Source organism: Klebsiella sp. K-3, from assembly GCF_051207495.1.
GTDB classification, from domain to species: domain Bacteria; phylum Pseudomonadota; class Gammaproteobacteria; order Enterobacterales; family Enterobacteriaceae; genus Klebsiella; species Klebsiella aerogenes.
Genome location: NZ_JBPNXF010000008.1, coordinates 185555 through 206296 on the forward strand (window position 1 = coordinate 185555; position 20742 = coordinate 206296).

Annotated in this window: 17 protein-coding genes; 6 read left to right on the forward strand and 11 right to left on the reverse strand. The window is 56.5% G+C overall.

From position 1 onward, the window contains the following. Nucleotides 1-3: 3 nt before the first annotated feature. Both dhaL and dhaK read right to left on the reverse strand, forming a co-directional pair. Nucleotides 4-636: a dihydroxyacetone kinase subunit DhaL gene (gene dhaL / locus ACSEMK_RS14995; RefSeq protein WP_007372179.1), complete on the reverse strand. Its 633-nt coding sequence runs from the start codon at nucleotides 634-636 to the stop codon at nucleotides 4-6. Between the two features lie 10 nt (nucleotides 637-646). After that, a complete protein-coding gene (dhaK, locus tag ACSEMK_RS15000) occupies nucleotides 647-1717 on the reverse strand; it encodes a dihydroxyacetone kinase subunit DhaK (RefSeq protein WP_113373104.1) in 1071 nt (356 codons plus the stop codon). Between the two features lie 556 nt (nucleotides 1718-2273). Between dhaK and ACSEMK_RS15005 the strand changes: the two genes are divergently transcribed. Both ACSEMK_RS15005 and dhaR read left to right on the forward strand, forming a co-directional pair. Continuing rightward, a complete protein-coding gene (locus ACSEMK_RS15005; RefSeq protein ID WP_007372182.1) occupies nucleotides 2274-3371 on the forward strand; it encodes a glycerol dehydrogenase in 1098 nt (365 codons plus the stop codon). Between the two features lie 116 nt (nucleotides 3372-3487). Next, nucleotides 3488-5419, forward strand: a complete 1932-nt coding sequence (gene dhaR, locus ACSEMK_RS15010; protein WP_087859867.1) for a dihydroxyacetone kinase operon transcriptional regulator DhaR — start codon at nucleotides 3488-3490, stop codon at nucleotides 5417-5419. 10 nt (nucleotides 5420-5429) lie between these two features. On the opposite strand, the gene ACSEMK_RS15015 is transcribed toward dhaR, so the two are convergent. Next, nucleotides 5430-6125 carry a helix-turn-helix domain-containing protein gene (locus tag ACSEMK_RS15015; RefSeq protein WP_063446155.1) on the reverse strand — a complete coding sequence of 232 codons (696 nt, stop codon included), beginning with the start codon at nucleotides 6123-6125 and terminating at the stop codon, nucleotides 5430-5432. Nucleotides 6126-6641: 516 nt separating this feature from the next. Between ACSEMK_RS15015 and ACSEMK_RS15020 the strand changes: the two genes are divergently transcribed. The 3 genes from ACSEMK_RS15020 (at nucleotide 6642) to ACSEMK_RS15030 (ending at nucleotide 10696) form a co-directional block, all read left to right on the forward strand. Beyond that, nucleotides 6642-8330 (forward strand): arylsulfatase, encoded by a 1689-nt coding sequence (locus ACSEMK_RS15020; protein ID WP_113373102.1) that lies wholly within the window; start codon nucleotides 6642-6644, stop codon nucleotides 8328-8330. A gap of 71 nt (nucleotides 8331-8401) precedes the next feature. Further along, the gene (locus ACSEMK_RS15025; protein ID WP_047043299.1) at nucleotides 8402-9664 is read left to right on the forward strand and encodes an anaerobic sulfatase maturase; all 1263 of its coding nucleotides are present in this window, start codon (nucleotides 8402-8404) and stop codon (nucleotides 9662-9664) included. 36 nt (nucleotides 9665-9700) lie between these two features. After that, on the forward strand, nucleotides 9701-10696 hold the full coding sequence (locus ACSEMK_RS15030) for an HAD family hydrolase (RefSeq protein WP_430915063.1): 996 nt from the start codon (nucleotides 9701-9703) through the stop codon (nucleotides 10694-10696). A 112-nt stretch (nucleotides 10697-10808) separates the two neighbouring features. Here ACSEMK_RS15030 and ACSEMK_RS15035 read toward each other — a convergent pair whose 3' ends face one another. From ACSEMK_RS15035 to ACSEMK_RS15070, 8 genes are all read right to left on the reverse strand, one after another. After that, the gene (locus tag ACSEMK_RS15035) at nucleotides 10809-11807 is read right to left on the reverse strand and encodes an oxygen tolerance domain protein (RefSeq protein WP_430915064.1); all 999 of its coding nucleotides are present in this window, start codon (nucleotides 11805-11807) and stop codon (nucleotides 10809-10811) included. Then, nucleotides 11804-13327, reverse strand: coding sequence for a VWA domain-containing protein (locus ACSEMK_RS15040; protein WP_430915065.1), 1524 nt, complete (start codon nucleotides 13325-13327; stop codon nucleotides 11804-11806). Before ACSEMK_RS15040 ends, ACSEMK_RS15035 begins: the two co-directional genes overlap by 4 nt. Further along, nucleotides 13324-14301, reverse strand: coding sequence for a VWA domain-containing protein (locus ACSEMK_RS15045; RefSeq protein WP_430915066.1), 978 nt, complete (start codon nucleotides 14299-14301; stop codon nucleotides 13324-13326). Before ACSEMK_RS15045 ends, ACSEMK_RS15040 begins: the two co-directional genes overlap by 4 nt. Next, on the reverse strand, nucleotides 14294-14734 hold the full coding sequence (locus ACSEMK_RS15050) for a DUF4381 family protein (RefSeq protein ID WP_316424694.1): 441 nt from the start codon (nucleotides 14732-14734) through the stop codon (nucleotides 14294-14296). The genes ACSEMK_RS15045 and ACSEMK_RS15050 overlap by 8 nt, the downstream gene beginning before the upstream one ends. Further along, complete coding sequence (locus tag ACSEMK_RS15055; RefSeq protein WP_430915067.1) at nucleotides 14735-15637, reverse strand: DUF58 domain-containing protein; 903 nt, start codon at nucleotides 15635-15637, stop codon at nucleotides 14735-14737. After that, on the reverse strand, nucleotides 15637-16635 hold the full coding sequence (locus tag ACSEMK_RS15060; protein ID WP_430915068.1) for an AAA family ATPase: 999 nt from the start codon (nucleotides 16633-16635) through the stop codon (nucleotides 15637-15639). Before ACSEMK_RS15060 ends, ACSEMK_RS15055 begins: the two co-directional genes overlap by 1 nt. Then, the gene (locus tag ACSEMK_RS15065; RefSeq protein ID WP_271032093.1) at nucleotides 16632-17927 is read right to left on the reverse strand and encodes an anaerobic sulfatase maturase; all 1296 of its coding nucleotides are present in this window, start codon (nucleotides 17925-17927) and stop codon (nucleotides 16632-16634) included. The genes ACSEMK_RS15060 and ACSEMK_RS15065 overlap by 4 nt, the downstream gene beginning before the upstream one ends. A gap of 81 nt (nucleotides 17928-18008) precedes the next feature. Next, nucleotides 18009-19583, reverse strand: a complete 1575-nt coding sequence (locus ACSEMK_RS15070) for an arylsulfatase (protein WP_113373093.1) — start codon at nucleotides 19581-19583, stop codon at nucleotides 18009-18011. Between the two features lie 318 nt (nucleotides 19584-19901). On the opposite strand from ACSEMK_RS15070, the gene ACSEMK_RS15075 reads away from it, so the two are divergent. Next, on the forward strand, nucleotides 19902-20594 hold the full coding sequence (locus tag ACSEMK_RS15075; RefSeq protein ID WP_113373092.1) for a helix-turn-helix domain-containing protein: 693 nt from the start codon (nucleotides 19902-19904) through the stop codon (nucleotides 20592-20594). The last annotated feature ends 148 nt before the right edge of the window (nucleotides 20595-20742 follow it).

Consider the following 20742-nt stretch of genomic DNA (forward strand, 5'->3'; position numbering starts at 1 on the left):
TCCTTACTCTTTGGCGGCGGCAGCCAGCATCTGAACCATAAACAGCACCGAGGTCGCGCCGGGATCCTGATGCCCGATGCTGCGCTCGCCGAGATAGCTGGCGCGGCCTTTACGCGCCTGCATGGTGATGGTGGCGTGGGCGGCGCGCTCGGCCACTTCACAGGCGGCATCCAGCGCGGCAGGGATAGACAAATGCTGCTCGCTGGAATGACGCAGGGATTCCACTACCGGCAGCCAGACGTCGCACATCGTCTTATCGCCCGGCTCCGCTTTACCACGGTTGACGACGCCGTCCGCGCCTTCGCGGATCATCTGATAAAGTTCGTCGAGGGTCAGGCTTTGATGCGCCTGGGTGACCTGGGCGGCGCGGATAAAGAAGGTGCCGAACAGCGGACCGCTGGCGCCGCCGACGTTGGAAAGCAGCGTCATCCCGGTATTCTTGAGAATAAAACCGATGTCTTTATCGGCGATCGACGGCAGCTTTTCGACCACTTTGCTGAAGCCGCGGTGCATATTGAGGCCGTGGTCGGCATCACCGATCTCTTTATCAAGGCCGGTGAGAAAATCGCTCTGTTTGGTGAAAATGTCGCCGCAGCGGTACAGCCAGTCGACGATTTGCGTTCTGTTCAGTGACATGTCGTGCTCCTTATTTTCCCCAGTTCAGCGCCGGGGTATGAACCGGGGCGTCCCATAACGCCAGCGTGTCATCATCCGCTTTCAGCAGGGTGATGGAGAAACCCGCCATATCCAGCGAGGTGCAGTAGCTGCCGATGAGGTTGCGTTCAATCACAATGCCGGAGGCTTCGCAGCGCTGGGCGAGGCGGTTGTAAACGCCGTATAGTTCGGAAAGCGGGGTGGCGCCGAGGTTATTGACCAGCGCGATAACCCGATCGCCGTTTTGCAGCGCGGTTTTGCTCTGTTTCACTTCCTGCCACGCTCCCTTGACGTTATCCCACTGGCGCAGCGTGCGGCTGTATACGCCGTTTTCCAGCAGGGTATCGAACATCTCATCGACGGTTTGGTCGAGCGAGCTGAAGCGGCGGCGGTCGATACCCGGCTCGCCATGGATGCCGACGCCGAACTCCATCTCATCGTCTTTCAGGGTAAAGGAGGGCTGTCCGGCGGCCGGTACGGTGCAGGCGCCCAGCGCGATGCCAATCGAGTGACCAAGGTTATTTAAACGGCGGCCCAGTTCAGCGCAGGCTTCCAGCGAGTCGCCGCGTTCGGCGGCGGCGCCGACCAGTTTTTCAATCAGCACGGTATTGGCGACGCCGCGGCGTCCGGCGGTATAGAGACTATCTTTTACCGCCACGTCGTCATCCACCACGACGGTGGTGACCTTAACGCCGCTTTCGTGCAGCAGCTCGGTAGCGGTCTCAAAATTCAGGATGTCGCCGGTATAGTTTTTGATAATCAGCAGGACGCCTTCGCCGCCGTCAATCTGCATCGCGCATTCGAACATTTTGTCCGGCGTCGGCGAGGTGAAAATTTCCCCCGGGCAGGCGCCGGAAAGCATGCCCTGGCCGATGTAGCCGCAGTGCATCGGTTCGTGTCCGCTGCCACCGCCGGAGAGCAGCGCCACTTTGCCGGCGACCGGCGCATCGGCGCGGGTGACATAGACCGGGTCCTGGTGCAGCGTCAATTCAGGATGCGCCTTCGCCAGGCCGATAAGCTGTTCACTCAGTACATCTTCCACACGGTTAATCAGTTTTTTCATTGTTTATGCTCCGTAGGGTAGGGGGAGGTCGCCTGTCTATAAGGGTAGCCCGGCGATGTAGTGATTCTGGCTGAGCGGGCGCAAAATAAAATGCCGTCAAAATGGGTTCCATAACGGAACGTAGAAAATGATTTTTGTTCCTTTATGGAACGTTATTCACCGATAAACACCAGAAATGCGAGCCAGCGCTAATAATTTGTCCGTTTTTTTCTGCTATCAGAAATGGGGCAAGGATGATTTTTTTCGCCATTGTGCCGCATTGAGGCGATTTTCTGCGTTAAAGAGGGGAGACGATAGCGGCTTTTTTGCCAAAATGAGCCGATCGCGATCGCAATCCCATCGCTTTCTCAGTCACATTGTTTCAATGTGAAACGTATTATTTTTTTATCTGTTTCAGAAGAGAACAAAAAAGGGAAAAATTTTTTTCGCCGTGGCTCGCCCTACAGTGGTTGCATCGCTCCGGCAGCGTGGCTGTAAGCGCCATTGATATCAGGCGCCGCGGCATGACGGCCTGGGCTCACGTGTCAACATACGCACTTATTTGAGGGTGAAAGGAATGCTAAAAGTTATTCAATCTCCAGCCAAATATCTCCAGGGACCTGATGCCGCCATGCTGTTTGGCGAATACGCTAAAAACCTGGCCGACAGCTTTTTTGTTATCGCCGATGACTTCGTGATGAAGCTGGCGGGCGACAAAGTATTGAACGGCCTGCATAGCCACAATATTAGCTGCCATGCGGAACGGTTTAACGGCGAGTGCAGCCATGCGGAAATCAACCGTCTGATCGCCATTCTTAAGCAGCACGGCTGCCGCGGCGTGGTGGGTATCGGCGGCGGGAAAACCCTCGATACCGCGAAGGCTATCGGCTATTACCAGAAGCTGCCGGTGGTGGTGATCCCGACAATTGCCTCAACCGATGCGCCGACCAGCGCGCTGTCGGTTATCTACACCGAGGCGGGCGAGTTTGAAGAGTATCTGATCTACCCGAAAAACCCGGATATGGTGGTGATGGACACGGCGATTATCGCCAAAGCGCCGGTACGCTTGCTGGTGGCCGGGATGGGCGATGCGCTCTCCACCTGGTTTGAAGCCAAGGCCTGCTTCGATGCGCGAGCCACCAGCATGGCGGGCGGGCAGTCCACGGCGGCGGCCTTGAGCCTGGCGCGCCTGTGCTATGATACGCTGCTGGCGGAAGGCGAAAAAGCACGTCTGGCGGCTCAGGCTGGAGTGGTGACCGATGCGCTGGAGCGCATTGTCGAAGCCAACACCTATCTGAGCGGTATCGGCTTTGAGAGCAGCGGCCTGGCCGGCGCGCACGCGATTCACAACGGTTTCACCATTCTTGAAGAGTGCCACCATTTGTATCACGGCGAAAAAGTCGCTTTCGGCACCCTGGCGCAGCTGGTACTACAAAACAGCCCGCTGGAAGAGATCGAAACCGTGATGGGCTTCTGTGAAAAAGTCGGCCTGCCGATCACCCTTGCGCAGATGGGCGTGAAAGAGGGTATCGAAAGCAAAATCCACGCGGTCGCGAAAGCCACCTGCGCGGAAGGCGAAACCATCCACAATATGCCGTTCCCGGTCACCGCGGATAGCGTCTATGCCGCCATCCTTACCGCTGACCTGCTTGGGCAGCAGTGGCTGGCGCGTTAATTCGTTTTCGCCTGACCGAGACGCCGCAGCATAATGCGGCATGAACTTTCCCCTCCGGCACCCGCTGTCGGAGGGTTTTGTCGTTTTAACTGTGTTAACTCCAGCGGAAAAGGGATATGACAGCTCAGACTCAGGGCGCGGAAAATGAAGTTTCAGCCGTTATCAGCCAGTCGTGGCATCGCTGCAGCAAATTTATGCAGCGGGAAACCTGGCAGGCGCCGCATCAGGCGCAGGGGCTGACCTTTGAATCGATCTGCCGTCGCAAAACCGCGCTGCTTACCATCGGCCAGGCAGCGCTGGAAGATGCGTGGGAGTTTATGGCCAACCGCCCCTGCGCGCTGTTCATCCTTGATGAGTCGGCCTGTATTCTGAGCCGCTGTGGCAATCCTCAGACCCTGGAACAACTGGCGGAGCTGGGATTTCGCGACGGCAGCTACTGTGCGGAAAGCATTATCGGCACCTGCGCGCTGTCGCTGGCTTCGATGCTCGGACAGCCGGTCAACACCGCAGGGGACGAGCACTTTAAGCAGGCGCTGCGGCGCTGGTCGTTCAGTTCGACGCCGGTGTTCGATAACCATGGCCGTCTGTTTGGATCGATTTCGCTATGCTGCCTGCGCGAAGAGTGGGCCCCGGCGGATCTGTCGCTGACGCTGGCCATCGCCCGCGAAGTGGGTAACTCGCTGCTTACCGACAGCCTGCTGGCGGAATCTAACCGCCACCTTAATCAAATGTACGGCCTGCTGGAAAGTATGGACGACGGGGTGATGGCGTGGAACGAGCAGGGAGTGCTGCAGTTTCTCAACGTGCAGGCGGCCACGCTGCTCCATCTCGATACCCAGGCCAGCCAGGGGCGAAATATCAATGAGCTGCTGACCCTGCCGGCGTTGCTGCGCCGCGCGATTAAACAGGCCCGCGGCCTTAATCATGTGGAAGTGACCTTTGAGAGCCAGCATCAATTTATCGACGCGGTGATCACCCTGAAGCCTATCGTGGAGGAGCAGGGCAATAGTTTCATTTTACTGCTCCACCCGGTGGAGCAGATGCGTCAATTAATGACCAGCCAATTGGGCAAAGTGAGCCATACCTTCGAACAGATGTCGGCGGATGACCCGGAAACCCGCAGGCTGATCCACTTTGGCCGTCAGGCGGCGCGCGGCGCTTTCCCGGTGCTGCTGTGCGGCGAGGAAGGGGTGGGTAAAGAATTACTGAGCCAGGCGATCCATAACGAAAGCGAACGGGCGCCGGGCCCGTATATTTCGGTTAACTGCCAGCTGTACGCCGACAGCGTACTGGGCCAGGATTTTATGGGCAGCGCGCCAACCGACGATGAAAATGGCCGCCTCAGCCGACTCGAACTGGCCAACGGCGGCACGCTGTTCCTGGAAAAAATAGAGTATCTGGCCCCCGAGTTGCAGTCAGCGCTGCTGCAGGTGATAAAACAGGGCGTGCTGACGCGTCTTGATGCCCGGCGGCTGATTCCGGTGGATGTGAAAGTGATCGCCACCACCACCGTCGACCTCGCCAACCTGGTGGAGCAGAACCGCTTTAGCCGCCAGCTTTACTATGCGCTACATTCGTTTGAAATAGTCATTCCGCCGCTGCGGGCGCGGCGCGGCAGTATTCCTTCGTTAGTGCATAGCCGTCTGCGTCGGCTGGAAAAACGCTTTTCATCACGCCTGAAGGTGGATGACGACGCGCTGGCGCAACTGGTGGCCTACCCGTGGCCAGGCAACGATTTTGAGCTTAATAGCATTATTGAGAATATCGCGATGAGTAGCGATAACGGTCATATCCGCTTAAGCAATCTCCCCGAGCATCTCTTCTCTACCCGGCCGGGCAGCGAAACGGCGTCCTCATTACTACCATCAAGCCTGTCTTTCAGCGCCATCGAGAAAGAGGCGATTATCCAGGCGGCGCGAGTCACCAGCGGCCGGGTACAGGAGATGTCGCAGTTGCTGAATATTGGCCGTACCACACTGTGGCGCAAGATGAAGCAGTACGACATCGACGCCGGGCAGTTTAAGCGCCGGGGGCAGGATAAGAGTTAAGCCAACGGCGTTAATATTTTTCCGGCAGCTCGTTGACAATATCGACGAGCTCGCCGTTTTTCATCGTGATATAGCCGCCGTTTTTCAGATCGGAAAGTACCTGAAACAGATAGCTACGCGACATTTTGGTGCGTCGCAGGATAAAGTTCGCCAGGCTCGGATCGTGTAATACGCCTTCATTTTTCTGTTTGAGATAACGATAAATCATGGAGCGAATGACAAAATAGCGGGTGCCAATAGCTCTTTCGTCATGCGCATCGAGCAAAAACGCCAACGTGATGGCCATCATGTTCATCAGAAAGGTAAATTTATCGGGCTGGGTAAAATGTTTCTCAAAGTATTCGAGATTACAGCTGAACACTTTGACATTTTTTTTGGCGGTATAGTGCAACTGAATGCCCGGACCATAATTCTCGACGATACCGAAAAACATCCCTTTGATGCCTTTACCGATCTGAAACAACTTTTTCGGCTGGGTTTTTGCTTTTCCTGGGGCGACAATAAAGTTGTGCTCCTGCATCTCAACGGCAATAACGCCTTCAAGAACAATAATAATCTCGCCTGTACTCAGAGTGAAATGTGTTTCATCGGCAATCTTGCGGATATTATTGCTGAGAGCTAACGAGTCTATCGCCTTTATATTCTTTGAAATCATCTTATTATATTCATCGATGATGTGGGAATAGGGCGTTTGAATACGACTCATCTTCTCTCCAGACTCAATTCTACCGCTTAATTACTCTTTGCTATTTTGCAGTGGCGATACTTTATATTTTAACGGCGCGGAATTACGCCTGATACAAAATATCTAAATTTAAAAGCTGGCGCCAGATAGCAGACGACACTTTTAGAGTCCGTTAACGGACTGATCTATCGCTCTTTTTAAAACACTCACTTAGACTGTTTTAGTGGGTAGTTGGGCTTCTATTTTTAGTAACTAAGAATCCACTTAAATATTGAATGATAATATTGCTTTTGCGGCGGGTTTCTTTAGCGAAACGGTGATGGTGATGCGCTTTGCATAAATTAAAAAATAAAACCAGAACCTGTGGATTTTTATTGCTTTCTCTACTTCACTTAAGCGCAATCGCCTCAGTAGCGACAAGAATATCTGCCGATGTCGCTCATCTCATATTGAGACTTATCTAATCTGACAATGCCTGCCTGACTTTAGCTAAATCGTAAGTTAAATCAGGCGCATTCTGAGCAATGAGGTTTGAAGATGAATAAAAAATACAAGGGTATCGGCGTGCTGGCATTTGCCGCCGGTTCGTTATTACCCGGCGCGACGGCCAATGCCGCCGATCAAAATGCGGCTGGCTCCAGCGATGGTGCGGCAAAGAAGCCCAATATTATCCTGATCGTCTCTGACGATACCGGCTATGGCGACCTCGGCGTCTACGGCGGCGGCGAAGGCCGCGGTATGCCGACGCCAAACCTCGACAAAATGGCCGATGAGGGGATGACCTTTTTCGACTTCTACGGCCAGCCGAGCAGCACGCCGGGCCGCGCGGCGATGCAGACCGGGCGCATTCCCAACCGTAGCGGTATGACCACCGTGGCTTTCCAGGGGCAAGGCGGCGGTTTACCGAAAGAAGAGTGGACGCTGGCCTCGGTACTGAAAACCGGCGGCTATAAAACCTTCTTTACCGGTAAGTGGCACCTCGGCGAAGCCGATTACGCGTTACCAAACGCGCAGGGCTACGACGAAATGAAATACGTCGGCCTCTATCACCTGAACGCCTATACCTATGCCGACCCGACCTGGTTCCCGGATATGGATCCGCAACTGCGTGAAATGTTTGCCCGCGTCACCCGCGGCGCGCTCTCCGGCAAGGCGGGCGAAGCGCCGAAGGAAGAGTTCAAAATTAACGGCCAGTATGTGAATACCCCGGTCGTTGATGGCAAAGAGGGCGTGGTCGGGATCCCATTCTTCGACCGCTATGTCGAGAAGGCCTCGCTGGACTATCTCGAAGCAAATGCAAAATCTTCCGAACCGTTCTTCATGAGCATCAACTTTATGAAGAACCACCAGCCGAACATGCCGGATCCGGATTACGTCGGTAAGTCGATGTCGAAGAGCAAATACGCCGACTCGATGGTGGAAATGGATGCCCGCGTTGGCCATATCATGGATAAGCTGCGCGAGTTGGGGATCGATAAAAACACCCTTGTGGTATGGACCACCGATAACGGCGCCTGGCAGGACGTCTATCCGGATGCCGGCTATACGCCATTCCGCGGCACCAAAGGCACCGACCGCGAGGGCGGCAGCCGCGTTCCGGCTATCGCCTGGTGGCCGGGCAAGATTAAAGAGCACAGCCGTAACCACGATATCGTTGGCGGCCTCGATCTGATGGCGACTTTTGCTTCGGTGGCCGGCGTTAAATTACCGACCAAAGACCGCGCCGGGCAGCCGATTATCTTCGATAGCTACGATATTTCACCGGTACTGTTTGGCACGGGTAAAGATCCGCGTACCTCCTGGTTCTACTTCACTGAAAATGAGTTGACCCCGGGGGCGGCGCGCGTCGGCCACTATAAGGCGGTGTTTAACCTGCGCGGCGATAACGGCGCGAAAACCGGCGGCCTGGCGGTGGATTCCAACCTCGGCTGGAAAGGGCCGGAGTCCTATGTCGCAACGGTGCCGCAGATTTTCGACCTCTGGCAGGATCCGCAGGAACGCTACGATATCTTTATGAACAACTATACCGAGCATACCTGGACGCTGGTGACCTTCAATGAAGCCATCACTAAGTTGATGAAAACCTACGTCGAGTATCCGCCGCGTAAGCCGCAGAGCGAAGCCTACAGTGGGCCGATTACCCTGTCGCAGTACCAACGCTTTAGTAATATCCGCGAGCAGTTACAAAAAGAAGGGTTCCAGTTGGCGATGCCGACCGGTAATTAAAATGACGTTGGCCCGGGCGAGATGTCCGGGCCTTTTGCTGTTGTGAGCATTCTAAAGATAGGTTCTGGTCGATGAAAAAAAGCACCACCATTCCATTAACGCCATTACAGAACCAGGGGCGCTATCTGCCCGCCTATAAACGCCGCTATCACATGATGGCGAAACCCAGCGGCTCCACCTGCAACCTGGACTGTCAATACTGTTTTTATCTGCATAAAGAGCAGCTTTTACATCAGCCGCACGACAAAGGAATGAGCGACGAGGTACTGGAGAATTTCATTCGTCAGTACATCCAAAGCCAGGACGGCGAAGAGATTATTTTCTCCTGGCAGGGCGGCGAGCCAACCCTGATGGGACTGGAGTTTTTCGAAAAGGTCGTTGAGCTGCAAAAGAAATATCAGCCGCAGCACCAGCGCATTGAGAACGATCTGCAGACCAATGGCGTGCTGATTAACGATAAGTGGGCCGCCTTCTTGAAGGCGCATAACTTCCTGGTCGGGGTATCGATCGATGGCCCGCGCGAGATCCACGATCGCTTCCGCGTGACGCGAAGCGGCAAGCCGACCTTCGATAAGGTCATGGAAGGGATCGCGGCGCTGAAGCGCCACGGCGTGCCGTTCAACGCGCTGGCAGTCGTTAACCGGGTGAATGCCCGTTTCCCGCGCGAGGTATATCGTTTTCTTACCCGCGAACTCGGCGCCACCTATATCCAGTTTACGCCTTGCGTAGAGGCCGCCGAGTTTAAAACTACCGCGCCGCAGTTCTGGCGCGAAGAGACGATCCCCATCACCGGCAGCCGCCGGGCGAAACCGGGCGATCTGGATTCTATCGTCACCGACTGGTCGGTGGATCCGGACGATTGGGGACATTTTCTGACCGAAGCTTTTGATGAGTGGGTGACCTACGATCTGGGCCGCGTGCAGGTGAATTTGTTCGAAACCGCCGTGGTACAGACTATGGGGCTTCCATCCCAGTTATGCATCACCGCGCCGTTTTGCGGTAAGGCGCTGGCGATTGAGAAAAACGGCGACGTCTACTCCTGCGATCACTACGTCTACCCGGAATATAAGCTTGGCAATATTAAGGCGCATAAGCTGGCGCATATGGTCTTTTCCGAGCGGCAGAAAGTGTTTGGGATGGGCAAGAAAGAGACGCTGCCCGCCTACTGCAAAAGCTGCCCGCATCTGAATTTATGCTGGGGCGAATGCCCGAAAAACCGCATCGTGCGCGCCCCGGATGGCGAAGAGGGGCTCAATTATTTATGTCCTGGCTTTCGCCATTTTTACGCGACGGTTAAACCGACGCTTGAGAAGATTGCCGCCATGCTGAAGTAGGTCTGGCTTTAGGCGGTGGAATAAGAAGGATAAACAATGAAAAAAACAGTATTGCTCAGCATGCTGCTATTGAGCTTCACCAGCGCGGCAGCCACCGATATGCTGCCGGCATGGAAAGATACCCCTGCTAAACAGGCAATTGAGCAATGGGTGCAGGGGGCGACGCGTGAAGGCGGGGCGGACTTTATTCCGCTGGATAAGCGCTATGTGGTTTTCGATAACGACGGCACCCTGTGGCCGGAAGCGCCGCTGACTTTCCAACTACAGTTCGCGGTGGATGAAGTGAAAAGACTGGCGCCGGAACATCCGGAGTGGCAAAAAGATCCGCTGGTGGCGGCGGTACTGAACAATGATTTGAAAACGGTAGCGGCGGGCGGTGAAAAAGGGCTACTCAAGCTGCTGGCGTTAACCCATAGCGGCATGACCACCGAAGAGTTTAGTCAGCGAGTCAGCGCATGGTTTGACAGCCATCAGGATAAACGTACCGGCTGTCGCTACGACCAGTTGGGATATCAGCCGATGCGCCAGTTGCTGGACTATCTGCGCGCCAATGGTTTTAAAACGTGGATCGTTTCCGGCGGCGGAATTGACTTCATGCGCGTAGTGTCGGAGAAAATGTACGGTATTCCGCCGGAGCAGGTTATCGGTTCGTTCGCGCTCAGCGAGTTTAGTCTGACGGACAATGGCACCCAGCTTCGCAAAACGATGAAAGGCGCATTTAATGATGACGCCGCGGCCAAGCCGGTGGCGATCCACCTGTTTATGGGGCAGCGCCCGGTTGCGGCTTTCGGCAACAGCGATGGCGATCTGGCGATGCTGCAATACACCGCCGCCAACCCGAACTATAAAACCTTTGAGCTGCTGGTCCACCATACCGATGCGGCGCGGGAGTATGCCTACGACAGCCATCCTTCCGCCAGCGGCAAGCTGGTGAAAGGATTGGCCGAGGCGAAACAGAAGGGCTGGACGGTTGTCGATATGCAGCAGGACTGGAAGACGGTATACGACCCGGCGCAGTGTAAGGCGAAATAAAAAACGCCGCCGGGCAATGGCGGTGAGTTCGGAACCGTATTTTTGCCGGATGGCGGCTGCGCCTTATCCGGCCTACGAATAGTATCCGGTCAACCGCCGGGAAGTGCTTTGCCTAAGGGGCCAGCGGCGGCAACGGCTGCGGCTGCCAGAAACGCCGCCAGCGTCGGCTAATGCCGAGAAGCATTCGATAACACCAGCGGCGGCCAAACCATCCCCCACCGGCCGCCGCGGCAGCAATCATTATCCACATCAGGCTCTGCCAGGAGACCATTCCCGTGGTACCGCGCAGCGCTTGCTCCGCGCCGCCTTGTCGCGCCGCGGCGACGTTCAACGTTTCTCCCGTCAGCTTCGCCGTTCGCCATTGATGATTAATGGTATCCCACCAGCGCAAGCTAATCGGCGGTAGCGTCAGCGTGCCGCTATGGCTGGGCAAATAGCGCAGTCGCTCCACCCGGTGGGCGCCGATAACATCGCCGCGCTCGCTTTTTAATGGTTCACTGACCGGCGCCAGACGCTGGCTCTCGCTACCGCTAATGGCGTACAGCAGCGGTGGAATTTGCCCCGGCAGCGCATCCCGCGCCTCGACGGTCACGATACGGTCAACGGCATCGCCGACCCGCAGCGTGGCGTCTTTCCCCGCGTGGTACTGTTGAATTTGCTGGCTGAGCGTCAGCTGGCTGGCCGGTAAAAAATGGTCCGCCTGAGTGGTATTGGCCGGCCAGTTTACCGGGCGTTCCAGCGCCGGAAGATGCACCGTGACCGGCGCCTGATTGGCGGATGACGCGGTAATGTCGATTGCCGGCAGGCGTAGCACGCCTTGCTGCCAGGCGCTGACCTGACGTTCAAGGCGAATGCCGCTCCAGACGATCCCGTTCTTTTTGCGCGTCACCAGCTGTGAAGGCAACGCAGTATTCAGGAGTTCGCCGTTTTTGACGGCAAACTCGGGCCACTGCGGCGGCGGGTTAAACCAGCTATCGGTCCACCAGGTGATCGCCACCCGAACCGGCTGGCCGGGGACGATCTGCGTCGGCGCTTCCAGTTCACGGGTGATGTCCATCGCCGCATGCGCGGGAAGCGCGGCAACCAGCAGAAAAAGTAGCGCTTTGTTCATGGCGTGGTATCTCCTGAGCCGTTGCGATACAGGCTTTTCAGTAGCCCGGTAGGCGAAACCTCCAGTGCATCAAACCATTGATTAACCTGCGGACTCTCCCCGGCGATAGCGCCGATTTGCTGCTGATCGATGCCCTGATTTTTCTGCAGATCGTGGACCAGCTTATCCGGGCCATCGTCCATCGCATCGCCCTGCGCCTGTTGGCGCTCTCGCTCCTGCTGACGAATGCGCATTACGATCTGCGAGATTTTGTCGCGATTTTGCAGCGCCATGGGCCAGTCAGGGTGTAGGTAAAGGGCGCGATCGTAGCTGTCGAGCGCCTGTTGCCACTGCTTTTGCTGAGCATAGCTGTTACCCAGCCACAGCAAGGTTTCCGCGCTTGGCGGCGCGGCGCGAAACGCGCTGGCGGCGGCAGGATAGTCGCCGGCCCGATACCAGGCGATACCTTGCCATAACGGATCGCGATAGTGCCCGGCGGCAGCGGCGTAGTCGCCGCGGTTAAAGGCGTGCTGTCCCAGGATATCCGGGCGAACCCAGGCATCGAGCCAGGCGGCATCGCTGTGCGGCGACCACAGCAGCGCGGGAAATAGAAGCGCTACCATCAGTAACTGGCGTCGCCAGAACAGCAGCAGGAACAGCATCGGCGCGATCAGCAGGTAGCCGCTGTTTTTCCAGTGCAGATCCTGGCGGGCATTATTTTGCTGAGTCACCGATTGTTGAATGTGGCTGGCGATGATCGGCAGATCGTCGCCATCATCGCTGGCCAGCGTCACCGGGATCCCGGCGTCGCGCAGCTGACGGAAACGATCGACGTTTAGTCGGGTATCGATGCCGAGGCTGGCGTACTTATCCGGCAGCGTGCCGCCCGTGGCGGTGCCGGGGACCCAAATTTGCAGCGGTAGATGTTGCCCTTTCAGCCAGGTGACATCGGCAGGCGACAGGGTATCGGCAACGAGGATTAGGCTACGCGGGCTGTCTTTGGCGGTAGGCAGATTTTTTAACGCCAGTGCGACGGCCTGCGGCAGGGCGGAACCGCTACCTTCCGGCAGCAAAGAGGGCGACTGGGCGTTGAGAAACAGCTGATAAAACTGCGGATCCTGCGTCAGTGGCGTGGTGAGAAAGGCCTGGCTACTGTAAACCACCAGACCATAATGTGAACCGGGCTGCCGTTGCATCAGCGCCGCGATTTTATGCTGCATGCGCTGATGGCGCGAGGGGGGAAGATCCTGGGCATACATCGCCAGATCCTGCTGCAGTATTACCATCACGTTGCTTTGCGGGGTGAGCGCCGCCGGTAGTTCACGCTGCCAGCTCGGGCCCGCCAATGCCACGACGCCGAGTGTGAGTAGCCACGGCAGCAGCCGGGTTAGCCTGCGACGGCGTTGAATAATCAACGCACGAAAGGGTTTATCCATTAGCGTGGACCAGGCGGAGGCGCCGTAGCCAGGAAGCCAGGCCACCAGCAGACACAGCAGCAGCGCGGTTAAGCGCCACGGATAGAGAAAGTGAAAATCGCTCATGCCATTTTCTCCCTGAGGACACGGCCGCAGGCGGCCAGCAGTAGCAATAGCAGCGCGACGGCGAGCGGCCACGGATAGAGCGCCTGATGCCAGGACCAGCCGAGGCTTTTGACCTGCGCCGGAGTGAGGGCGTCGATTTGTTGCCAGACGCTATCCAGCGCGCTGCCGGAATGCGCGGCGGTCCAGCTCTGGCCGCCGGTGGTTTTCGCGATGCGTTGCAGTAGCGGCAAATCGACTTTGTCTTCGCTGGTATCGCTGAGGTCGCCGAAGGCGATGGTATGTACCCGCACATGGTGGTCGGCGGCAAGCTTTGCCGCCAGTTCAGGCGACAGCTGCGAAGCGGTATCATTGCCGTCGGTGAGTAAAATCGCCAGCTTGTCGGCCTGCTTATCGGGGCCATTTTCCAGCACCTTAACCGCCACGCCCAGCGCATCGCCGATAGCGGTTTGCTGGCCAATCATGCCCGGCGCTAGCTGATTGATGCGCGTTTGCAGCGCCTGTTTATCTTCGCTTATCGGGGCGAAGGGCCAGGCCTTGCTGGCGAAGATGACCATGCCGATGCGGTCGGATTGGCGGGCGGCGATAAACTTGCGCACCGATTGCTGTACCGCCTGCAGGCGCGTATTACCGCCCTGGACGTCATTTTTCGCCATTGACCCGGAGACATCGAGGATCAGCACGATGTCGCGCATCGGCCTGGTAATATATTGTGGCGGCGTCAGGTATTCCGGCCGCGCCAGCGCGCAAACCAGCAGCGACCAGATAAGCCAGAACAGCACGGCGCTGGCCCCATTTCCGCGTTTTGGCCGGGTATCGAGCTGTAGCGCGTCAATGAGCGAGGGTAAAAACGGTACCCGCACGCGCTCGTCGGTGGTTTTTGCCGGTAGCGGGAGAAAACGAGTGAGCAGCGGCAGCGCCAGCAGTAGCGCGGCCCAGGGCCAGGCGAAATCAATGTGGGCGAGCCATTCAGACATGTGGAAGCTCCTTTAGCCACTGCGCCAACTGAGCGCGAAGCCGCGCCGTCTGCTGGTCGTTCAGGGCGTTGTCGGCCCGGCAGTAGCGGGCGATGAGCTGGTCGCGCAGGTCAGCATCCAGCGTCAACGACGCCAGCACGGCTTCCGGTGCCAGCGTTTGGCTAACCATCTGGCGCGGCTGGTGGACCATCTGCACGCGTTTAATCAGCTGCATCCAGCTATCGACGGTATGCGGATGATTGAGCGCCAGCAGCGCTTCTCGTCGCCAGCGGTTGCGCCGCCAGCGGGCGTAGCGGATAAGCAGGAACAGCCCCGCCAGGCCTACGGCAATCGCGAGCAGAATCAGCCAGCCGATTGGTAGCGGAAACCAGCTGGGGGCGGGGGGCAGCGCGGGCGTTAGTAGCTCCGGCACCGCATAGCCTTTCTCAAACATTTAAAGCCCTTTTTGTAACTGGCGCAGCAGGTCCTGAGTTACCGTCAGATGATTAACCCGAATACCCAACTGGTTGAGTTGCTGCTGCTGACGCGCCAGCCGACCGATGATGTGTTGACGAATATCGGTGCTGAGCGCGGAGGTGAGGGTGACGCTGGCGCTGCGCCCGCCGTAGCAGGCGGCCAGCGTGCCGGAGCGCGGCAGGCGAAGATGTAAGTCGTCGAACAGCACAAATGCGCTGACCTCGCAGCGACGGCGCAGATGCGCCAGCATGGCCTGAGCTGGGGCGTCGAGATCGTGAAAATCGCTGAGGATAGCGACCCAGGCGCCGCGCGGAATCGTGCTGACCGCGCGCTGTAGCGCCTGCGAAAGCGTCTGCGTACGCTCCGGCTCGAGAGGATATTGCTGCGCCAGCAACTGGTTGTAATGCGTCAGATCGTCCAGCAGCGCGGGTAGAGAGCTACGCGGGGCGCGGCACGGGTGTAGCGCCAACGTGATATCGTTAAATACCAGGCTGCCGAGGCGATCGCCATCGTGATGGCTACGCCAGGCCAGCAGCGCGGCGGTTTTGGCCGCGGCGCTGGCTTTAGTTTGCCCGCGGGTGGCGAAATGCATATCTAATCGCTGGTCGACCAGCAAAAAGACCGGGCGTTCACGCTCTTCATTGTACTGGCGCACCCACGGCGTACGTAGACGGGCGGTCGTCTGCCAGTCGATCATGCGTATGTCGTCGCCGGGTTGATAACGACGCAGGCTGTCGAAGTTGAGCCCACGCCCCTGCTGGCGGGAGGCGCGTTCGCCGGACAACGCCCCCGGCGGGATCTGTTCCGGTGGGTTAACCATCAACCGCGCCTGCGGCGCGAGGTCGAGCAGCATCTGGCGATTCACGCAGAGGTCGCTCATCAGATCACCACGGCGTTGAGCAGCATGGTAATCACATCGTCGGCGCTGCAACCATCGGCGCTGGCCTGATAGCTTAGCATCAAGCGGTGGCGCATCACCGCCGGCGCGATAAAGCGCACGTCTTCCGGGCGAACCGCGTCACGTCCCGCGAGCCAGGCCTGCGCGCGGGCGCAGCGCTCCAGCGCTAAGGTGCCGCGCGGGCTCAGGCCGTAAGCCAGATAACTGGCTAATTGTTCGCTGATGTGCTGCGGCTGGCGGCTGGCGTTGACCAGTTCGACTATCCAGGTTTCGATAATCGGCGCGACGTGGATGGCGCTTATCTCCTGCCAGCAGGAGGCGATCTCCTGTTGGCTGAACCGCAGTGATTCCGCTTCTGGCGCGGGGGTGGTTTTTGCCGCTACGCCATATTTTGTCTGCTGCTCGGCGCGAACCAGCTGCATCACCTGCTGCTCATGCTCTTTCGATGGATAGTCGACCTGTACCTTCATCAGAAAGCGGTCGAGCTGGGCTTCCGGTAGCGGCCAGGTTCCTTCCTGGTCGACGGGGTTCTGCGTCGCCAGCACCATAAACACGCCCGGCAGCGGCCAGCTTTTGCCCGCCACGGTGACGTGGCGCTCTTCCATCGCCTCCAGCAGCGCCGACTGCACGCGGGCCGAGGCGCGGTTGATTTCGTCCGCCAGAATCACGTTGCCGAATACCGGCCCCGGGCGAAAACGAAACTGCTCCTCTTCGCGGCTGGCATTTTGCTGATAAATCTCGCTGCCGGTGATATCCGAGGGCAGCAGATCCGGAGTGAACTGAATACGGCGAAACTCGCCGGCGATATGTCGCGCCAGCTCGCGTACGGCGCGGGTCTTCGCCAGCCCCGGCAGCCCTTCGAGCAGGATATGCCCATCGCAGAGCAGGGCGATAAGCAGCATGCGAACGACGTTTTCCTGGCCGAGCACCTGCGCATTCATGCGCTGCTCCAGCCGTAGCATTTTATCGCGCAGGTTCATCGGCTAACTCCTTTAAAATCGCGTTTCACCAGAGTGACAATGCCCGCCAGAATCGGCTCGGCATAGTTGAAAAAGGCCTTAATGCCCGGGCAGAGATAGTTCAAGCCGGCTTCGCCGTCGGTGGTGAGCACCAGACGGTTTTTCGGGCACTCGCCGTGGCAAAGCTTCAGGTAAGGGCACTGCCTGCACTGCTGGGGCAGCGTGTCGCATTTACCCATACCGAAAGCCTGCTGACGTTCGGAGAAAGCCATTCGCGCCAGGCTGTTATCGGCGATATTGCCGATTTGATACTCCGGATAGACGTAGTGGTCGCAGGAGAAAACATCGCCGTTTTTCTCGACCGCGAGCCCTTTGCCGCAAAACTCCGCGGTGGTACAAATTTGCGCCGGCATGCCCATCATCTGGGCGACGGCGGTTTCGAACAGATTGACCTGGACGCGGCCAAGGTCGTTGTTCACCCACTCTTCGAAGGTTGCTATCAAAAAGCGTCCCCAATCGTCCGGGTCGACTGACCAGTCGGTGACGATAGCGTCTAAATCGCCGGGGCGCGCGCGGCGGCTGCCGACGGTGGGGATACTGTCATCACGCCAGAAATGAGGCGCGGTCTGGGTAAAGTCCACCGGTTCGACGCAGGGGTTAAACTGCACGTAGGTCGCCCCCAGTTCGCGGGTAACAAAGCGGTAAACCTCTAACGGGAAACGGGCGTTGGTGCGGTTGACGGTCACCAGCGCATTGAATGGAACGCCATTGCGTTTCAGGGCGTCGACGCCGGCCATCACTTTATCAAACGTTGGTTTACCGCTGCGGGTAATGCGATAGCGGTCGTGTAACTCTCGCGGGCCGTCAATCGACAGGCCGACAAGGAAATGATTCGCTTTGAGGAATTCAGCCCAGGCATCGTTAATCAGGATACCGTTGGTTTGCAGATCGTTTTCGATCCGCTGGCCGGGCTTTTTATATTGCTGCTGGAATTTCACCACTTTGTGGAAAAACTCCAGTCCCATCAGGGTCGGTTCGCCGCCCTGCCAGGAGAAGACCACCTGTTCGCCATCCTGTCCGTCGATGTACTGGCGGATAAAGTTTTCCAGCGTTTCATCGCTCATGTAGCGGCGTTTTTCCTGCTGGAGTAAGTGTTCTTTGTGCAGGTAAAAGCAGTAGCTGCAATCGAGATTACAGGCCGAGCCGGTGGGTTTCGCCATCACATGAAAGCGACGTTGGTAAGCGGGGCCGTTACCCGCGTACTTTTCTGCCGAAGGTAATGCGTTAACAGGCACGGTGGTGCTGTGTTTCATAAATAACTCCCGGATTAGTCAGGTCGAGGGTAAGGCGAGAAGAAAACAGGGCGGCGAACCGCCCTGGGAGATGGACTACCGTTACTTACCGGTGCTTGCGCTCTTATCGAGCATTGCGCTGACATCGGAGACGGTGAAGGAGCCCGGCTTCTGACGCGGCGGGAATTCTTTAAACGTCGCCAGCATATCTTTTGCCGACTTCTGCGCGCCGCCCAGCAGGAACAGACGATCGTAGAACCAGGTGTCGTAGCCCATGCCGTCGGAACCTTTCTCCAGCGGATCGACTTTCAGATCGAAGATCAGCGGAGTACGCAGTTTGGTGAACGGATAGCGCCACAGATCGAGACCGGTGTGTTCCTGGATCATAAAGTGGATCTTCCAGCGGCCCTGACGCATCGCCAGCAGATCGCCGTCATCGCTCCAGTAGAAGAATTCGTTACGCTGGTCTTTTCCTTTGCCCTGCAGGAAGTCGAGCTGGTTATAGCCATCAAGGTGAACCTTGTAGGTGATGGACGGCGTTTTATACCCTTTCAGCATTTCCTGTTTGATGTTGCTGTCGCCGGCGGCGGCAACCAGCGTCGGGAACCAGTCATAGCTGGCGAACATATCGTTCACCACGGTGCCCGGTTTGATGTGGCCTGGCCACTTGATCATCGCCGGTACGCGGAAGCCGCCTTCCCAGCCGGTGTTTTTCTCACCGCGGAACGGAGTTTCGCCTGCGTCCGGCCAGGTGGCGGTCATCGGGCCGTTATCGGTGGTGTAGATAACGATAGTGTTATCTTCGATACCGAGGTCTTTAATCTTCTGTAGTACCTGGCCGACGATTTTATCGTGCTCAACCATGCCGTCGGCATAGGTTCCCAACCCGGTGACGCCAACGCTGTCGTCTTTGAGGTGGGTTTTGTTGTGCATGCGGGTGGTGTTGAACCAGGTAAAGAATGGCTTACCGGCTTTCACCTGGCGCGCCATAAAGTCGTTGTTGGCGGCCAGAGTCTCTTCATCTACGGTGCCCATACGCTTCACGGTCAGCGGTCCGGTATCTTCGATCTTGCCGTCAGCGGTGCTCTTAATCACGCCGCGCGGGCCAAACTGTTTGCGGAAGTTGGGATCTTTCGGGTAATCCGGGTTTTCCGGCTCTTCTTCGGCATTCAGGTGATACAGGTTACCGAGGAATTCATCGAAACCGTGCGCGGTCGGCAGGAATTCATCGCGATCGCCAAGGTGGTTTTTACCGAACTGGCCGGTGGCGTAGCCCAGCTGCTTGAGGACGTTGGCGATGGTCGGATCTTCTTTCTGCAGACCCTGTGGCGCTCCCGGCATACCGACTTTACTCATCCCGGTGCGGAACGGCATCTGGCCGGTAATAAACGCGGAACGACCGGCGGTGGAACTCTGCTCGGCGTAGTAGGAGGTAAACTTCGCGCCCTGCGCGGCGATGCTGTCAATGTTTGGCGTCTGGTAGCCCATCAGACCCTGATTGTAGGTGCTCAGGTTCAGGTAGCCGATATCATCGCCAAAGATAACTACGATGTTAGGCTTTTTAGCATCCTGCTTCTGCGCTGTTGCGTCGGCTGCGTGAGCAACGGTCACCGCGCCGGAAGCTAATGTCAGCATACTGGCCAACATTGTTCTCTTAAAGGGAATATTTTTAAACATAGCTCGCTATCCTTTTATTTTTCCGGCTTTCTAAATGGTTTGGAAAAATAGATTGTTAACGAAGCGTCTAATTTATTTTTAAATTACAAGAGTGTTTATTATTAAAAATAAATTAGACGCTTCAGTGGGCGAAACCGGGTTAGGGTTCTCGTCGGTGTTGGTATTTTATTCAGGCATCCAGATTGATACGAGAGAGGAGTCTCTAAACGGACTGAAATAAATGGCGGGATGAACTAAAAATGCTATCTTTAATTGACAGGGTTAACTTTATCAGACTATTTTTGCATGCATTAAATAAATGCTAATTAATGAGGCAACATGAAAACGACTTATGCCGACGTTATTGATCAATATAACCATGTTGTCGCCAGCGACCTTGAGTTGATTCAACCTCTGATCTCGGCAAACCAGCCGCGAATCATCAAAGACAATGGCGTTTTCAGAATTGAGCCTGGCGAAGTCGTCATTGTAGTGGAAGGCATTATTGCGATAGAAGTGGAATACAACGTGGGCTTTGGCTCCGCGAGTAAACGCGGTGTCCTGAGTAAAACGCGAGATATGCTGCAGATTGGCAAAGGGATACGCGGTATGATCTTGGGGATTATTGAAAACTATGGTCCGGCGCTATCGCTAAAATATACCGCAAAGAAAAATGTCAAAATAGTGACCTGCGATAAAGAAGCATTTGAACACTATTTTATTCAACGCGAACGGTTTGCTTATCTGATGGAAATCATGGCATTTCAGCTATCGTTGATTATTGATGCACATCACGAAAAGAATTTACCTTCACGCTACGATACGATTAAATCGATGATCTACCGTTACAAAAAACAGCAGGATGAAGGAGTATTGCATGATAGAAGCCTGGCTAGCTTTATTCTGAAAAGAACCAAAATGTCGCGCAGCTACCTTTTTAAAATCCTTGCCGAGCTAAAGGAGGGAGGATATATCAAAATGGAAAACGGCGAACTGGTCGATATTGTGCACGAGCTGCCGGATAAATTTTAACCTTCTGTTGTTGCACGAACTTCATTTCAGGGCCGCAGAGACCGTCTAACAGATCCAGGGATTACTTTACTCTTCATTACGCTTGGACGCTGGGCGGGGAAAAGGTCTCGCCGAAGCCAGTTACCGTGCGGGATCTTGCCCGTCGTGT

Bases quoted from the DNA above. Each gene is read 5' to 3' on its own strand.
- dhaL (WP_007372179.1), bottom strand. From the start codon at position 636: ATGTCACTGAACAGAACGCAAATCGTCGACTGGCTGTACCGCTGCGGC.
- dhaK (WP_113373104.1), bottom strand. From the start codon at position 1,717: ATGAAAAAACTGATTAACCGTGTGGAAGATGTACTGAGTGAACAGCTT.
- ACSEMK_RS15005 (WP_007372182.1), top strand. From the start codon at position 2,274: ATGCTAAAAGTTATTCAATCTCCAGCCAAATATCTCCAGGGACCTGAT.
- dhaR (WP_087859867.1), top strand. From the start codon at position 3,488: ATGACAGCTCAGACTCAGGGCGCGGAAAATGAAGTTTCAGCCGTTATC.
- ACSEMK_RS15015 (WP_063446155.1), bottom strand. From the start codon at position 6,125: ATGAGTCGTATTCAAACGCCCTATTCCCACATCATCGATGAATATAAT.
- ACSEMK_RS15020 (WP_113373102.1), top strand. From the start codon at position 6,642: ATGAATAAAAAATACAAGGGTATCGGCGTGCTGGCATTTGCCGCCGGT.
- ACSEMK_RS15025 (WP_047043299.1), top strand. From the start codon at position 8,402: ATGAAAAAAAGCACCACCATTCCATTAACGCCATTACAGAACCAGGGG.
- ACSEMK_RS15030 (WP_430915063.1), top strand. From the start codon at position 9,701: ATGAAAAAAACAGTATTGCTCAGCATGCTGCTATTGAGCTTCACCAGC.
- ACSEMK_RS15035 (WP_430915064.1), bottom strand. From the start codon at position 11,807: ATGAACAAAGCGCTACTTTTTCTGCTGGTTGCCGCGCTTCCCGCGCAT.
- ACSEMK_RS15040 (WP_430915065.1), bottom strand. From the start codon at position 13,327: ATGAGCGATTTTCACTTTCTCTATCCGTGGCGCTTAACCGCGCTGCTG.
- ACSEMK_RS15045 (WP_430915066.1), bottom strand. From the start codon at position 14,301: ATGTCTGAATGGCTCGCCCACATTGATTTCGCCTGGCCCTGGGCCGCG.
- ACSEMK_RS15050 (WP_316424694.1), bottom strand. From the start codon at position 14,734: ATGTTTGAGAAAGGCTATGCGGTGCCGGAGCTACTAACGCCCGCGCTG.
- ACSEMK_RS15055 (WP_430915067.1), bottom strand. From the start codon at position 15,637: ATGAGCGACCTCTGCGTGAATCGCCAGATGCTGCTCGACCTCGCGCCG.
- ACSEMK_RS15060 (WP_430915068.1), bottom strand. From the start codon at position 16,635: ATGAACCTGCGCGATAAAATGCTACGGCTGGAGCAGCGCATGAATGCG.
- ACSEMK_RS15065 (WP_271032093.1), bottom strand. From the start codon at position 17,927: ATGAAACACAGCACCACCGTGCCTGTTAACGCATTACCTTCGGCAGAA.
- ACSEMK_RS15070 (WP_113373093.1), bottom strand. From the start codon at position 19,583: ATGTTTAAAAATATTCCCTTTAAGAGAACAATGTTGGCCAGTATGCTG.
- ACSEMK_RS15075 (WP_113373092.1), top strand. From the start codon at position 19,902: ATGAAAACGACTTATGCCGACGTTATTGATCAATATAACCATGTTGTC.